This window comes from Pseudomonas sp. FP1762 (assembly GCF_030687105.1).
Taxonomy (GTDB): domain Bacteria; phylum Pseudomonadota; class Gammaproteobacteria; order Pseudomonadales; family Pseudomonadaceae; genus Aquipseudomonas; species Aquipseudomonas siliginis.
In genome coordinates this window covers 4,843,199-4,857,559 of sequence record NZ_CP117458.1, presented here as the reverse complement: position 1 = coordinate 4,857,559, position 14,361 = coordinate 4,843,199, and the positions used below count along the sequence as shown (strand labels likewise).

General features: G+C 59.2%; 15 protein-coding genes and 1 tRNA gene. 10 read left to right on the top strand and 6 right to left on the bottom strand.

The window, feature by feature from the left end; genetic code table 11:
- The first annotated feature begins 76 nt into the window (after positions 1-76).
- Positions 77-1,249 carry an aspartate aminotransferase family protein gene (locus PSH90_RS21545; RefSeq protein WP_305381502.1) on the top strand — a complete coding sequence of 391 codons (1,173 nt, stop codon included), beginning with the start codon at positions 77-79 and terminating at the stop codon, positions 1,247-1,249.
- 123 nt (positions 1,250-1,372) lie between these two features.
- Here PSH90_RS21545 and PSH90_RS21540 read toward each other — a convergent pair whose 3' ends face one another.
- From PSH90_RS21540 to PSH90_RS21530, 3 genes are all read right to left on the bottom strand, one after another.
- Positions 1,373-3,292, bottom strand: coding sequence for an alkaline phosphatase D family protein (locus PSH90_RS21540; protein WP_305381501.1), 1,920 nt, complete (start codon positions 3,290-3,292; stop codon positions 1,373-1,375).
- A gap of 71 nt (positions 3,293-3,363) precedes the next feature.
- Positions 3,364-4,098, bottom strand: coding sequence for a hypothetical protein (locus tag PSH90_RS21535; protein WP_305381500.1), 735 nt, complete (start codon positions 4,096-4,098; stop codon positions 3,364-3,366).
- A 100-nt stretch (positions 4,099-4,198) separates the two neighbouring features.
- Positions 4,199-4,564, bottom strand: coding sequence for a hypothetical protein (locus PSH90_RS21530; RefSeq protein ID WP_041479936.1), 366 nt, complete (start codon positions 4,562-4,564; stop codon positions 4,199-4,201).
- Between the two features lie 115 nt (positions 4,565-4,679).
- On the opposite strand from PSH90_RS21530, the gene PSH90_RS21525 reads away from it, so the two are divergent.
- Positions 4,680-5,429 carry a hypothetical protein gene (locus tag PSH90_RS21525; protein ID WP_252876865.1) on the top strand — a complete coding sequence of 250 codons (750 nt, stop codon included), beginning with the start codon at positions 4,680-4,682 and terminating at the stop codon, positions 5,427-5,429.
- Positions 5,430-5,463: 34 nt separating this feature from the next.
- Here the strand turns inward: PSH90_RS21525 and PSH90_RS21520 are convergent, their stop codons facing one another.
- On the bottom strand, positions 5,464-5,793 hold the full coding sequence (locus tag PSH90_RS21520; protein ID WP_016773313.1) for a hypothetical protein: 330 nt from the start codon (positions 5,791-5,793) through the stop codon (positions 5,464-5,466).
- 220 nt (positions 5,794-6,013) lie between these two features.
- Here PSH90_RS21520 and PSH90_RS21515 point away from each other — a divergent pair, with 220 nt between their 5' ends.
- The gene (locus PSH90_RS21515) at positions 6,014-6,232 is read left to right on the top strand and encodes a DUF6429 family protein (RefSeq protein WP_305381499.1); all 219 of its coding nucleotides are present in this window, start codon (positions 6,014-6,016) and stop codon (positions 6,230-6,232) included.
- 171 nt (positions 6,233-6,403) lie between these two features.
- Positions 6,404-6,760 (top strand): hypothetical protein, encoded by a 357-nt coding sequence (locus PSH90_RS21510; protein ID WP_095181806.1) that lies wholly within the window; start codon positions 6,404-6,406, stop codon positions 6,758-6,760.
- Positions 6,761-6,942: 182 nt separating this feature from the next.
- On the opposite strand, the gene PSH90_RS21505 is transcribed toward PSH90_RS21510, so the two are convergent.
- Positions 6,943-7,027 (bottom strand) — tRNA-Leu (locus tag PSH90_RS21505).
- Between the two features lie 108 nt (positions 7,028-7,135).
- On the opposite strand from PSH90_RS21505, the gene queA reads away from it, so the two are divergent.
- The 6 genes from queA (at position 7,136) to PSH90_RS21475 (ending at position 13,240) form a co-directional block, all read left to right on the top strand.
- On the top strand, positions 7,136-8,200 hold the full coding sequence (queA, locus tag PSH90_RS21500; RefSeq protein ID WP_095181702.1) for a tRNA preQ1(34) S-adenosylmethionine ribosyltransferase-isomerase QueA: 1,065 nt from the start codon (positions 7,136-7,138) through the stop codon (positions 8,198-8,200).
- 14 nt (positions 8,201-8,214) lie between these two features.
- On the top strand, positions 8,215-9,330 hold the full coding sequence (tgt, locus tag PSH90_RS21495; RefSeq protein ID WP_305383144.1) for a tRNA guanosine(34) transglycosylase Tgt: 1,116 nt from the start codon (positions 8,215-8,217) through the stop codon (positions 9,328-9,330).
- Between the two features lie 43 nt (positions 9,331-9,373).
- Positions 9,374-9,712: a preprotein translocase subunit YajC gene (gene yajC / locus PSH90_RS21490; RefSeq protein ID WP_016773317.1), complete on the top strand. Its 339-nt coding sequence runs from the start codon at positions 9,374-9,376 to the stop codon at positions 9,710-9,712.
- Positions 9,713-9,777: 65 nt separating this feature from the next.
- Positions 9,778-11,646 carry a protein translocase subunit SecD gene (gene secD / locus PSH90_RS21485; RefSeq protein ID WP_016773318.1) on the top strand — a complete coding sequence of 623 codons (1,869 nt, stop codon included), beginning with the start codon at positions 9,778-9,780 and terminating at the stop codon, positions 11,644-11,646.
- Between the two features lie 9 nt (positions 11,647-11,655).
- On the top strand, positions 11,656-12,570 hold the full coding sequence (gene secF / locus PSH90_RS21480) for a protein translocase subunit SecF (protein ID WP_041479932.1): 915 nt from the start codon (positions 11,656-11,658) through the stop codon (positions 12,568-12,570).
- Positions 12,571-12,691: 121 nt separating this feature from the next.
- The gene (locus tag PSH90_RS21475; protein WP_039761427.1) at positions 12,692-13,240 is read left to right on the top strand and encodes a glycine zipper 2TM domain-containing protein; all 549 of its coding nucleotides are present in this window, start codon (positions 12,692-12,694) and stop codon (positions 13,238-13,240) included.
- 243 nt (positions 13,241-13,483) lie between these two features.
- On the opposite strand, the gene suhB is transcribed toward PSH90_RS21475, so the two are convergent.
- Entirely contained in the window at positions 13,484-14,302 is an 819-nt protein-coding gene (suhB, locus tag PSH90_RS21470) for an inositol-phosphate phosphatase (RefSeq protein WP_016773320.1), read from the bottom strand.
- Between the last annotated feature and the right edge of the window lie 59 nt (positions 14,303-14,361).

Here is a 14,361-nt window from a genome sequence, read left to right as displayed (position 1 = left end):
AAGTTTTTCCGGGTTTATCCAGCTCAGGTGGCTAACCATACTGCAAAAACACCGACCTGCAATGGAGTTTCACGTCATGACCGCCGCCCTGATGAACACCTACCAACCACTGGCCCTGAGTTTCACCAAGGGCCTGGGCACGCGCCTGTGGGATCAGGCGGGGCGCGAGTATCTGGATGCCGTTGCTGGTGTGGCAGTGACCAACGTCGGCCACTCGCATCCGCGTATCGTCTCGGCGATCAGCGAGCAAGCGGGGCTGCTGCTGCACACCTCAAACCTGTACAGCATCGACTGGCAGCAACAACTGGCCAAACGGCTGGCGGTGTTGTCGGGCATGCAGCGCGCGTTCTTCAACAACTCCGGCGCCGAAGCGAACGAAACGGCGCTGAAACTGGCGCGTCTGTACGGCTGGCGTAAAGGCATCGAAGAGCCGCTGGTGGTGGTCATGGCCAACGCGTTTCATGGCCGCACCCTCGGCACGCTGTCCGCCAGCGATGGCCCGGCGGTGCGGCTTGGCTTCAACGAACTGCCGGGGGACTTCGTCAAAGTGCCGTTCGGCGATCTCGCCGCGCTGGAGCAAATACAGCGCAAACACGGCGCGCGCATCGTGGCGATTCTGGTCGAGCCGATTCAGGGCGAAAGCGGCGTACAAGTCGCACCGCCGGGTTATCTCAAGGCCCTGCGCGACCTGTGCAATCGCCACGCGTGGCTGCTGATGCTCGATGAAATCCAGACCGGCATCGGCCGCACCGGGCAGTGGTTCGCCTTTCAGCACGAAGGCATCGTGCCCGATGTCATGACCCTGGCCAAAGGCTTGGGCAATGGCGTGCCGATCGGCGCCTGCCTGGCCCGTGGCCGCGCGGCCGACCTGTTCACCCCGGGCAGCCATGGCAGCACTTTCGGCGGCAATCCACTGGCCTGCCGGGTCGGCTGCACGGTGCTGGACATCATCGAAGAACAAGGCCTGCTGGCGAATGCGCGGGTGCAGGGCGCACGGCTGCTGGAACGCTTGCGCGCCGAATTGGCAGACAACCCGAACGTGCTGGCAATCCGGGGGCAGGGCCTCATGATCGGTATCGAACTGAAACAACCGGTGCGCGACCTGACGCTGATCGCTGCGCGGGATCACGGCTTGTTGATCAACGTGACTCGTGGCAAGACCATCAGGTTGCTCCCGCCGCTGACGATTGATGAGCGCGAGGTGGGGATGATTGTCAGAGGGGTTGGGCGGGCTCTGGCCGCACATTGATTGGTCTGCGCAAAACCCTGTGGGAGCGAGCCTGCTCGCGAAAGCGGTCGACTATTCACAGTAGATGTCGACTGAAATTGCGCCTTCGCGAGCAGGCTCGCTCCCACAGATCAGCGCATGGCTTTAGTCCGGCACATCTTTAAACTCCGGCGCCAGCATCCTCGTCTTCTCCGCCCCATTCGAGTTGTGCTGAACAATCTCGCTCGGCTGCCCCTGTTCATTGAAAAACACCTGTCCGATCCCCGCCGAATTCCACAACCGTTCCCCGGCCTCGGCATGTTCCGGCGTATACGGGACGATGCGCATCAGGCGGCGTTTGGTGAACCAGTTCAATGGCGAGCGCGGTGAGTAGAGCCAGCGGTTGAGGCGGTCGAACCATTCCAGCAGCGTTGGTGGGAATTCGTTCTTGATGCCGCTGCTGGTGATCTGCCAGATCCGTGGGCCGGCCTTGCGGTGGCGGATCAGGACTTCGTAGACGAAGGAATAATGCACATCGCCGGACAGCACCACGTAGTTCCCCGGTGTGCGCGAGTGTCGGAAAATGTTCAGGATCACCTGCGCCGCGCCGCGATGGGCCATCCAGTTTTCCGCGTCGACCAGCAGCGGATAACCGCACCAGCTGAACACTTTCTGCACGGTTTCAATCAGCTTCACGCCAAAGATCGGCGCCGGCGACACGATGATTGCCGAAGGGTGATCGAGCAGTTCCTGTTGCAGTTCGCTCAAGGCTTCCCAGTCGAGCAGGCCCGACGGTTGCTTGAGGGCCATCTCGCTGCGCCAGCGCCGGGTGCGCGTATCTATCACCACCAGTGCCGGACTGCTCGGCAACACAAAATGCCACTGCTGAAAACGCAGCAACTGATCAATCAGATCGTCCTGCACCGGCATGTCCAGATAGCCGTCGTCACCGCTGGCGCTCAGTTGCGCGGTCTGCTCCAGCATTCCTTTGAAAGCGTCCGGATTGTTGCCCCAGCCCTGACACAACAGATAAGCAATCAGCGCGTTGCCGATGATGCGTTTGGAGAACGGATGGCCGTAGGCGGTTTCCTCCCACTGCGCAGAAAGATTCCAGTCATCGGTGATGTCGTGGTCATCGAAAATCATCAGGCTCGGCAGATGCGCCAGCACCCGCGCGACGTTGCCCAGGCCCGTCTTGAAGGCATCGATGCGCGTCTGCTCGAGGTGGTAGCGCTTGCGGCGTTCCGGCGTCAGCGTCGGCGCGTTCGGATTGATCAGCGACCACGGCGTCGGCGACCACACCAGCATGTACATGGCCATGACTTCGGCGAACGTCACCAGATGGTTGTCGGCACTGCTGCTGGTGAAAATCGGCTTACGCGCGCCACCGAAAAATCGCTCGCGCAAGGTCTCGTTGCTCTCTAGCGCCGGTAACAAATCCGCACGGTGGTAGTAGCTGGCCGGGTGTTGGTAGAGCTTGGCGCTGTCGCTGACCACGGCACCGTCAAGGTGCTCATCGAACAGACCCAGACGCTCGATCAAGCCATGAATCGCCCGCAGCATCGGCCCGGCAACATCGTCGGCATAGACCTGATCACCGCTCATCATCAGCAGCGCCGGGCGCCGTTGCGCATCGGTTTCGTCGGCCAGCAATTGATCGACGCAGAGCAAACCGTCGGTTGCCGGATGATGTGGCTTGCGGCAGGAACCGTGGAGCAATTGATCGATCCGCGAACGCACGACGAGGTTCGCGCAGCTGGCACCAGGGTAAAGCAGATGAGGCGCCCACTCAGCCATACCGATGGCGTCGTCGATCAGCAGGTCGTAAGCGATAAACGTGTCGCAGGGCAGGGCGCTTTCAAGTTGAACGTCTATCAGATGCACGAACGCATGACGGCCTACGGCAATGACCGTGCATTTCTCTGAGTCGAGCGGAATATCTCCTACACCTTGCAGGTGCAAGGTCAGCGACAGTTCACGCGAGCCCACCAGCCACAGCACCACGCGCGTCGGCTCCAGCCGCCGCAGCAGCGGGCCGGCTAGTACAGGAGGCAGCGAGGTGAGGTCATCAGGTGTTGAAAACATCGAGGGCAAGGTTCAAGGCGCACAGGCCGGCGATGATAGCGCAGCCGGCGCCTTGATCCCTTAAATGAGTCTTAAGAGTCGGCTTTTTGCAGTTTCAGCGCCAGCAAACGCCATTCCCCAGCCGTCGCATCAACCCGTGGCAATTCCTGCACGGAGCAATCGAAACGGTAGGTGATATCGTCGCCATTCATGTTGCGCGCAGTGACGCTGTTGCTGAAGCTGTAGACCTGATCCTTGTAGCGATGACTGACCAGCGCTTTGCTGTCAGCAAAACGCGCCGAAGCGGGATAACGCAGGGTGCTGGTGACAAACGGGCTGCACATGACATACGCGATCATCGACTTGTCGGCCTGTGCGTCGCCGCGCAACTTCTTGTTCAGCGCGGCGAGGGCCATGCGACCCTCGTAGTCGCTTTGATTCAGCACCGTCTGTACCGCCATTGATTTCGGTGCCCGGCTGACGTTATTCGGCAACAGTGCGGAGTCCGGGGGGGAAGGCTTGTCATCCGCTTCGATGGCAGCAAAAACCGGCGCATCTTTCAGTTCGGTGGCGGGCGTGACTGCCTCGGCTTCAGGCAGTACAGAGGTCGACTCGACGACTGGCGTGTTTTGCGCCTGCGCCTCGTGATCGAACGACGAAGGAAACAGCGAAAAGGTGATCGACAACATCACCAGCCCGACAATGAACCCACCCGCCGCGCCAACGATGTTGCCGTAGAAAATGTTCCAGCTGCCGCGGTTCTTCACCACCCAGCGCCACATGAAACCCCAGACAGCGACGAACGCCAGAAAACGCAAAAACTCCATTTGATCCTTTCCTTACCTTTCAACAATCCAAGCGCGGCGCGAGACGATCAGCGAGCCCCAACGATGCGCGGCAAGATAGCAAAATAGACGCGCCGTCCGGCTACGGTTGCGGAAAATAATTCGCCGCCAGAAAAATCAACGTGACCATGCCGGCGGCAACGCCACAGACGCCCGCGAGCAGTTGACGTGCAACCGGATGCGCCGGCTGTCGACGCTTGGCGATCCACAACCACACACCCGCCAGGACGCCCGCGCTGGTCATGAACACCACCAGGCTGTTATGCAGTCCCGGCGCTGCCATGGTGGTGCCGAACAGACCGTCATAAAGCAGTGTGAAGACAATGCCCGCCACCACAGCGCTGCCCGCTCCGGCGAGGTTTGCCAACAACAGATTCCAGTGCCCACGCTGTCGCACCACCCAGAACCACATTGCCGCCATGACCACTAAACACAACACAGCATCCATCGGATCTCTTTCCTTGCCACGAGACAGAGGCGACAACTTGTTCGCCTGTTGAGAGTGGACGGAACGATAGCAAAATAGTAGCGTCGCGCCATGCCTTCTCTGTAATGGACTACCCATGTTTTCCACAACCCGTTTGCTGCAACTGCTCGGCGCTCTCACCCTTGCCGTCTCCATTACCCCAGCCTTCTGCTTCGCGAAAGAACACCCGCAAGCCAGCTGGGATTACTACCTCGCCAATTGCCAGCGGATGCAGGAGACAATCGCCGACGTCCAGAGCGGTCGCGTCTCCGCTGCCTATGCACTAACGTCCGGCCTGCAAGACAGCCTCGCCTCCATGAACGAGCGCCGCCTTAACCTGCTACCGCAACACCTCGACTCCAGCGAGTATGCCCACTGCGAAAACGTCGCGGGCCATGCCGAGGCAACCCTGGCCCAAGGCAAAGCCGAGTTCGCCGCGCAAATGCAACGCGGTGTGGAGGAGGGCCGAATTGCGCACCAGAACTCCCCCGCCTATCAACGCGCCCGTTCCCTCGGCTACAGCGACGTCGGCGACATCTCCTTCCTGAAACTGCACGAAGACACCGACGGCGAAGCCCGTCTGAAAACCATGCTCATCACCGTCGACGAAATCTGCGGCCAATACTTCCGCGCCACGCAATACGTGAAGCCGTATGTGATCTACACAGTGCGACCGTCGGATGGCGGCTGTGGCGAAGTGAAGCGTGTTGCGATAGTTGGCGGAGGGCAGCCAGAGAAGGGCGACTACATTGATCCCAATGGCGAATTTCAATACATGGGCTGGAAAAAACTGGTGGGCGCTGACGGCTTCCCAACAGATATTCGAGTGCTGAAAGCACGTCGCTGACAGGAGAGATACTGGCGTGGCTGTAGCGCGGCATTCAAAGAATGTCGCGCAGATACCCCTTCAGTGCGAGCAGCGGCTGCCCCAGCTGCTCCACCGACCGCGCCTGAGCCAACTCCGCCGACAACTTGCGCAACTCCCGCCCCAACGGCTTCTCGACCCCACCCAAGGCATCCAGCGCCAGGTTCAGGCATTCGTTCATCTTGAACTGAATGGCCTCGACATCGCCGCGTTTCACCAGTAACTCGAAAACGTCTTTCTGATAATCGCCCATGACCATGTCATCGCGCAGGATCGGGCTCAGGCCTTCTTCTTCGTAGGCGAGTTTGAGGGAGAAAAGGGCGACGGTTTCCAGTGAGGTTTCCATGGGGATGTCTGTCAGTGGAGTGAAGGGCTTGAGCCCGATGCGCGAAGTACCAGCGGAAGTCTATTTTGCGGGCGCGATTATACGGGCGGTCATCGCATGCGAGGCAACCAGCAATCGGCCATCTAAACTCTCAAGCTCGCGCAGCATTGACATCCACTTTGATACGACGCTTTGATTACAAAAACTGAACATCAGCGGAGTGACCATCATGGAATACGACATGAAACTGATCGACGACGCCGTCCTTGCTCTCCTGGCTGCCTATAGCTCCGACGACGGCAATGCGTGGAAGGGCTATGACTTCGAAATCATGAACCGCTTGCACGAACAGGGTTTGATCAGTAATCCGGTGAACAGGAACAAGTCGATATGGTTGACGAAGGAAGGGATGGAGCGGGGGCGGGAGATTGCTGGGCTGATGTTTGGGGCTAAGGAATAGGTTGGGCAAGCGTCCGATTCTGGACTTGAGCTGTTGCTCGGCAAAATGACGTCAGTTTTGGCCATGGCTCGCCATAGCGATATGCATACGATTGTCGTCGGTGCGGTTACACGCAGATCTGCAGACGAAACGGTAGCGAGTTACTGGATAAGGAATCGGAGGATTTTTGCATTGGGACATCATCTGAATGAACCACAACTGACTAGGGTCAGAGATGCCTTATCGGAGCCTTTCAATCATTTCCCCACTGATTACGACTACGTCGTTCGTCAGCTCAAGGGCGTTGATCCAGCGGTGCTCTACAAGATTTTTTATTCAGAAGTAGCACCAGTGTGTTTCACAAACATTGCTGCAGTTCTGCCCACTGTATGGACTGGGTTCGACCCTGATTGGCTCAGATCCGAGATAGAGGAGAGGCTCGCGGCGCGACGGCGCAATTGGTTTCGCAGGCAGTACGACAGATTATTGGTGCGTTGGTTGGAGTACAACTATGACTACATGTGGAAGGAGATAGCCTCTAGGCTATGAGGACGGTTGCATGCGGTTTGGTATTCCTCGATGGTAAAAGCCACCTTTTGTTTCACCTATGCGGTGATTCAGGTCGCTTCAAGCTCAATCGTCGGGCGGGGCTTTAGTGGTCGGCATTGCACCAACCACTTTCCACCAGACGAAAAAAAGGCCCTGCTTTCGCAAGACCTTTTTCTCTGTGTTGGTGCCCCGAGGGAGACTCGAACTCCCACTCCTTTCGAAAACGGATTTTGAATCCGCCGCGTCTACCAATTCCGCCATCAGGGCTCAATGGCGGCGAAGTATAGAGAGGTGATTACCGTTGGTCAATCACGTTTCATGGTCAATTTTCGATATTTCCGCTAGACTTTCCGGCCCTGCTAGACGAACCCCATCATGCGCGTTGCTGACTTTACTTTCGAGCTTCCTGATTCGCTGATCGCCCGCCATCCGTTGGCCGAGCGTCGCGGTAGTCGCCTGCTGACCCTTGATGGGCCGAGCGGCGCCCTGGCACACCGTCAATTCACTGATTTGCTTGAGCATTTGCGCCCGGGCGATTTGATGGTGTTCAACAATACCCGGGTGATTCCGGCGCGGCTGTTCGGGCAGAAAGCGTCCGGCGGCAAGCTGGAAATTCTCATCGAGCGCGTGCTCGATGCGCACCGTGTGCTGGCCCATGTGCGCTCCAGCAAGTCGCCGAAACCGGGTTCGAAGATCCTTATCGACGGCGGTGGCGAAGCCGAGATGCTCGCGCGTCATGATGCGCTGTTCGAGCTGGGTTTTGCCGAGGAAGTCTTGCCGCTGCTCGACCGTGTCGGGCACATGCCGTTGCCTCCTTATATAGACCGCCCGGATGAAGGCTCGGATCGCGAGCGTTATCAGACCGTGTACGCCCAGCGTCTGGGTGCGGTCGCAGCGCCGACGGCGGGGCTGCATTTCGATGAGCTGTTGATGCAGGCGATTGCTGCCAAGGGCGTCGAGACTGCGTTCGTGACGTTGCACGTCGGCGCGGGGACGTTCCAGCCGGTGCGCGTCGAGAAGATCGAAGATCACCACATGCACAGCGAGTGGCTGGAAGTCGGCCAGGATGTGGTCGATGCGGTCGCTGCGTGCCGTGCGCGTGGCGGTCGGGTGATTGCGGTCGGCACCACCAGCGTGCGTTCGCTGGAAAGCGCGGCGCGCGATGGTGTGCTCAAGCCGTTCAGTGGCGACACCGACATCTTTATCTATCCGGGCCGGCCGTTTCATGTAGTCGATGCCCTGGTGACCAATTTCCATTTGCCGGAATCCACGCTGTTGATGCTGGTTTCCGCGTTTGCCGGTTATCCCGAAACCATGGCCGCCTACAAGGCCGCCGTGGAAAACGGCTACCGCTTTTTCAGTTACGGGGATGCGATGTTCATCACCCGCAATCCCGCTCCAACTGCCCCTGAACAGACAGGCCCAGAGGAAACAGAATGAGTCGCGAATGTCGAATGTCCTTTGAGCTGCTGGCCACCGATGGCAAGGCTCGTCGTGGTCGCCTGACCTTTCCCCGTGGCACCGTCGAGACCCCGGCGTTCATGCCGGTCGGCACCTACGGCACGGTCAAGGGCATGCTGCCGCGCGACATCGTCGCCACGGGCGCGGAAATCATTCTGGGCAACACTTTTCACCTGTGGCTGCGTCCCGGCACTCAAGTGATCAAGGAACATGGCGACCTGCACGATTTCATGCAGTGGAAAGGCCCGATCCTCACCGACTCCGGCGGCTTCCAGGTGTTCAGCCTCGGCGCGATGCGCAAGATCAAGGAGGAGGGCGTGACCTTCGCTTCTCCGGTCGACGGCGCCAAAGTGTTCATGGGACCGGAAGAGTCGATGCAGGTGCAGCGCGATCTCGGTTCCGACATTGTGATGATCTTCGACGAATGCACGCCGTATCCGGCTGACGAAGACGTCGCGCGGGTATCAATGGAGCTGTCGTTGCGTTGGGCGCAGCGTTCGAAGAATGCCCACGGTGACAACACCGCAGCGCTGTTCGGCATCGTCCAGGGCGGCATGCATGAAAACCTGCGCATGCGCTCGCTCGAAGGCCTCGACAAGATCGGCTTCGACGGCCTGGCCATCGGCGGTCTGTCGGTGGGCGAACCGAAGCACGAAATGATCAAGGTGCTGGATTATCTGCCGGGCCAGATGCCCGCTGACAAACCTCGTTACCTTATGGGCGTTGGCAAACCGGAAGATCTGGTTGAGGGTGTGCGCCGCGGGGTGGACATGTTCGATTGCGTGATGCCAACCCGTAATGCCCGCAATGGGCATCTGTTCATCGATACCGGTGTGCTGAAGATCCGTAACGCGTTCCATCGCCATGATGAATCGCCGCTGTATCCGACCTGCGATTGCTACACCTGCCAGAACTTCTCGCGCGCTTATCTGCATCACCTGGACAAGTGCGGCGAAATGCTCGGCAGCATGCTCAATACCATCCATAACTTGCGCCATTATCAGGTGCTCATGGCTGGTTTGCGCGAGGCTATTCAACAGGGTACATTGGCCGCCTTTGTCGATGCCTTCTACGCCAAACGCGGACTTCCCGTTCCGCCTTTGGACTGAGTTTTCTGACCCCAAGATTCAACATTTGCAACTGGAGTGCTAAATGAGCTTTTTTATCTCTAACGCCATGGCTGACGCAGCTGCACCGGCTGCTGCAAGCCCAATGGGCGGCGGCTTCGAGTGGATTTTCCTGGTCGGCTTCCTGGTCATCTTCTACCTGATGATCTGGCGTCCACAGGCCAAGCGCGCCAAAGAGCAGAAGAACCTGCTGAGCAGCCTGCAGAAGGGCGACGAAGTCGTGACCACTGGGGGCATCGCCGGCAAGATCACCAAGGTTGCCGATGACTTCGTGGTTCTGGAAGTTTCCGACACCGTGGAAATGAAGTTCCAGAAAGGCGCCATCGCCGCCACGCTGCCAAAAGGCACGCTGAAAGCGATCTAAGAGCAACAACTTCTACTCAATCGACGGGGCGCGCAAGGCGCCCCGCGTTCATAACGGGCGGCGTGATGCTGAACAAATACCCTCTGTGGAAATACATTCTGATCCTGGCGGTGCTGGCGATCGGTCTGATTTATTCCGCTCCCAATCTTTACCCTGATGACCCGGCGATTCAGATCAGCGGCGCCAGCACGGCTCTGCAGGTCAATGACGCCGATCTGGCTCGCGTCAGCACAGCGCTGAAAGAGTCCGGCATCAACGTCAAGGCGGCCACGCTGACGGCTGGCGGCAAGGGCGGTCTGATCCGTCTGAGCAAGGCTGAAGACCAGCTGCCGGCCAAGGACGTAGTACGCAAGGCATTGGGTGATGACTACGTCGTCGCGCTGAACCTGGCACAGACCACTCCGCAATGGCTGCGCAACCTCGGTGCGCACCCGATGAAGCTGGGTCTGGACTTGTCCGGTGGTGTGCACTTCCTGCTCGAAGTGGACATGGACAAAGCCCTCGATGCACGCCTGAAAGTCTACGAAGGCGACGTCAAGAGCCTGCTGCGCAAAGAGAAGCTGCGCTATCGCAGCCTGCCGCAATTGGGCGGTGCCATTCAGTTGGGCTTCAGCGATGAAGATTCCCGCGAACAGGCCCGTGCGCTGATCCGCAAGAACTTCAACGATTTCGACATTGTTCCGGCCGACCTCAACGGTCAACCGGTGCTGCGTCTGGCGATGACCCCGGCCAAGCTGGCGGAAATCCGTGAATACTCCATCAAGCAGAACCTGACCACGGTACGTAACCGCGTCAACGAGCTGGGTGTTGCCGAACCGATCGTGCAGCGTCAGGGCGCCAACCGCATCGTGGTTGAGCTGCCGGGCGTGCAGGACACTGCCGAAGCCAAGCGTATCCTCGGCAAGACGGCCAACCTCGAGTTCCGTCTGGCCGCCGAGCCGGGCGCTTCGAAAGCCACTTCCGAGTCGTTCGAATTCCGCGAAGGCAACCGTCCGCCAGCGCAGATCGAGCGTGGTCTGATCATCACTGGTGACCAGGTCACCGACGCCAAGGCCGGTTTCGGCGAGCACGGCACGCCTGAAGTGAACATCCGTCTGGATGGCCACGGTGGCGAGCTGATGAGCCGCGCGACCCGTTCCAACGTCGGTCGCAGCATGGCGGTGATCTTCATCGAACAGCGTCCGGTCACCACTTACACCAAGCAAGTGGTCGATGGCGTCGAGAAAGACGTCGCGGTGCAGACGTTCAAGGAAGAGAAGAAGATCATCAGCCTGGCGACCATTCAGTCGCCGCTGGGTGCGCAATTCCGCATCACTGGTCTGAACGGTCAGGGCGAGTCGTCCGAACTGGCGCTGCTGCTGCGTGCCGGTGGTCTGGCTGCACCGATGTACTTCGCTGAAGAGCGCACAATCGGTCCGAGCCTGGGTGCTGACAACATCACCAAAGGTATCGACGCTTCCCTGTGGGGCATGCTGTTCGTATCGCTGTTCATCATCGCCATCTACCGCTTCTTCGGCGTCATCGCCACCGTCGCGCTGGCGGTGAACATGGTGCTGCTGCTGGCATTGATGTCGCTGTTGGGCGCCACGCTGACCCTGCCGGGTATCGCCGGTATCGTCCTGACCATGGGTATGGCGGTCGACGCCAACGTACTGATCTTCTCGCGGATTCGTGAAGAGATCGCCGCCGGCATGACTGTGCAGCGGGCAATCAACGAAGGCTTCGGCCGGGCATTTACTGCGATTCTCGATGCCAACCTGACCACCTTGCTGGTCGGCGGCATTCTCTTCGCCATGGGCACCGGCCCGGTGAAGGGTTTCGCAGTGACCATGTCCCTCGGGATCTTTACCTCGATGTTCACGGCCATCATGGTGACCCGCGCAATGGTCAACCTGATCTTTGGCGGGCGTGACTTCAAGAAGTTGTGGATTTAAGGGGCTGCCATGTTACGTACAATCAACTTCATGGGCGTTCGCAACTTCGCGTTCGGCGTCACCGTGTTGCTTACCGTCATTGCCTTGTTCAGTGTCGCCACCAAGGGCATGAACTGGGGTCTGGACTTCACCGGCGGTACGCTCATCGAGCTGACCTACGAGCGTCCGGCCGATGTCACCAAGGTGCGCGAGCAACTGGCGACTTCCGGTTATCACGAAGCTGTGGTGCAGAACTTCGGCGCCACTACTGACTTGCTGGTGCGCATGCCGGGTGAAGACCCGCAGCTGGGCCATCAGGTCGCAGACGCATTGCAGAAAGTCGGCGGCGACAACCCGGCGACGGTCAAGCGCGTCGAGTTCGTCGGCCCGCAAGTCGGTGAAGAACTGCGCGACCAGGGCGGCCTCGGCATGCTGCTGGCGCTCGGCGGCATCCTGATCTACCTGGCGTTCCGCTTTCAGTGGAAGTTTGCGGTCGGCGCCATTGTCTCGCTGATCCACGACGTGATCGTGACCGTGGGTATCCTCTCGTACTTCCAGATCACCTTCGATCTGACGGTGCTGGCGGCGGTGCTGGCGATCATCGGTTACTCACTGAACGACACCATCGTGGTTTTCGACCGGGTACGTGAGAACTTCCGTGTGCTGCGCAAGGCGACGCTGATCGAGAACATCAACATCTCGACCACTCAGACCCTGCTGCGCACCATGGCGACCTCGATCTCCACTCTGCTGGCGATCGCGGCGCTGCTGTTCTTCGGCGGCGACAACCTGTTCGGCTTCTCCATCGCACTGTTCATCGGTGTACTGGCGGGTACCTACTCGTCGATCTACATCGCCAACGTGGTGCTGATCTGGCTGAACCTGACCACCGAGGATCTGATTCCTCCGGCTAACACCGATAAGGAAGTCGACGACCGTCCATAACGGCCAGCGATTTTCCGGCTGTCAGCCAACAAAAGGCGCGAGTTGAACTCGCGCCTTTTTTTGTGCTCCAAGGCTGGGAGAAGCGCGGGCGCGTCCCGCATGTGATGGTCAGGAGGTTCATGTGAACAAGTCGTTGCTGGTTGGTGCGGTATTGGGTGCTGTCGGTGTCACAGCCGGGGGTGCTGTTGCCACCTACAGCCTGGTTAAAAGCGGCCCTGAGTATGCGCAAGTATTAGCCGTTGAGCCGGTCAAGACACAGATCAAGACTCCACGTGAAGTATGCAAGGATGTAACCGTGACGCGGCAGGCGCCGGTCAAGGATCAACACCAGATTCTCGGCACGGCGATCGGTGCCGTAGCCGGTGGTTTGTTGGGTAATCAGGTGGGTGGCGGTACCGGCAAGAAGATTGCCACCGTGGCCGGTGCAGTTGGCGGCGGTTATGCCGGTAACAAGGTGCAGGAAGGTATGCAGAACCGCGACACCTACACCACCACGCAAACCCGTTGCAACACGGTCAATGACATCAGCGACAAGGTCGTCGGCTACGACGTGCGTTACTCGCTCGATGGCAAGGAAGGCAAGGTACGGATGGATCGTGATCCGGGTAACCAGATTCCGGTCGACAAGGAAGGCAAGCTGATCCTGTCGCAGAATGAGCCGGGACAGTAAGGCTCCACAGTTGTGAAAAGAAGCATCCTGCGGGGTGCTTTTTTTGTGCTCGCGATTCAGGGCAGCGCGCGATTCTCACCTGTGGGAGCGAGCCTGCTCGCGAATACGGTCTAACAGTGGATATTTTCTTTGCTGACACGCCCCATTCGCGAGCAGGCTCGCTCCCACAGGGAATTGTGCTGTTTGGAATTGCAGACATAAAAAAAGCACCCCGTAGGGTGCTTTTTTGGTTTCGCGGAAAGCTTAGCGCTTCAGCGAGGCCGGCAGGTGCGGCTGGATCGCCGTCAGCACTGCCTTGAAGCATTTGGTGTTGCCGGCAACGATGTGGCCTTTCTCAAGGAAGTCGTGACCACCGGTGAAGTCGCTCACCAGGCCGCCGGCTTCTTGAATCAGCAGGGCGCCTGCAGCCATGTCCCACTCGGACAGGCCCGATTCCCAGAACGCATCGAAACGACCGGCAGCTACGTAAGCCAGGTCCAGGCTCGCCGAACCGGCGCGGCGGATGCCGGCAGTCTGGCCAACCAGGGCGCGGAACATGCCCAGGTAGTTGTCGAGGTTGTCCATCTGATCGTCACGGAACGGGAAGCCAGTGCCGAGCAGGGCGCCGTCGAGGCTGGTACGACCGCTTACGCGCAGACGACGACCGTTCAGTTGAGCGCCGCGACCACGGCTGGCGGTGAATTCTTCCTGGCGAACCGGGTCCAGAACCACTGCGTGCTCCAGGCGGCCACGATATTTGCAGGCAATGCTCACTGCAAAGTGCGGAATGCCACGGAGGAAGTTGGTGGTGCCGTCCAGCGGATCGATGATCCACAGGTACTCTTCGCCTTCGATGCCGGTGCCGGCGTGCAGGCCGGTTTCTTCACCCTGGATCGAGTGATTCGGGTAAGCCTTGCGCAGGGCATCGATGATTTTCTGTTCAGCGGCGCGATCAACCTCGGATACGTAATCCTTGGCGTCTTTTTCGTCGACCTTGATGGTATCCAGGCGCTCGATGGAGCGGAAGATCAGTTCACTGGCGCTGCGGGCGGCGCGCAGCGCGATATTCAGCATGGGCTGCATGGATGTGTCACCTAAGGTTGTTAAAGAAAGCCGCGCATTCTATCAGAACTTTTCTTCAG

Coding starts and splice junctions, on each gene's coding strand:
- secF (WP_041479932.1), top strand. CDS start 11,656: ATGTTACGTACAATCAACTTCATGGGCGTTCGCAACTTCGCGTTCGGC.
- secD (WP_016773318.1), top strand. CDS start 9,778: ATGCTGAACAAATACCCTCTGTGGAAATACATTCTGATCCTGGCGGTG.
- PSH90_RS21530 (WP_041479936.1), bottom strand. CDS start 4,564: ATGGATGCTGTGTTGTGTTTAGTGGTCATGGCGGCAATGTGGTTCTGG.
- tgt (WP_305383144.1), top strand. CDS start 8,215: ATGTCCTTTGAGCTGCTGGCCACCGATGGCAAGGCTCGTCGTGGTCGC.
- PSH90_RS21515 (WP_305381499.1), top strand. CDS start 6,014: ATGAAACTGATCGACGACGCCGTCCTTGCTCTCCTGGCTGCCTATAGC.
- yajC (WP_016773317.1), top strand. CDS start 9,374: ATGAGCTTTTTTATCTCTAACGCCATGGCTGACGCAGCTGCACCGGCT.
- PSH90_RS21520 (WP_016773313.1), bottom strand. CDS start 5,793: ATGGAAACCTCACTGGAAACCGTCGCCCTTTTCTCCCTCAAACTCGCC.
- PSH90_RS21540 (WP_305381501.1), bottom strand. CDS start 3,292: ATGTTTTCAACACCTGATGACCTCACCTCGCTGCCTCCTGTACTAGCC.
- queA (WP_095181702.1), top strand. CDS start 7,136: ATGCGCGTTGCTGACTTTACTTTCGAGCTTCCTGATTCGCTGATCGCC.
- PSH90_RS21545 (WP_305381502.1), top strand. CDS start 77: ATGACCGCCGCCCTGATGAACACCTACCAACCACTGGCCCTGAGTTTC.
- suhB (WP_016773320.1), bottom strand. CDS start 14,302: ATGCAGCCCATGCTGAATATCGCGCTGCGCGCCGCCCGCAGCGCCAGT.
- PSH90_RS21535 (WP_305381500.1), bottom strand. CDS start 4,098: ATGGAGTTTTTGCGTTTTCTGGCGTTCGTCGCTGTCTGGGGTTTCATG.
- PSH90_RS21525 (WP_252876865.1), top strand. CDS start 4,680: ATGTTTTCCACAACCCGTTTGCTGCAACTGCTCGGCGCTCTCACCCTT.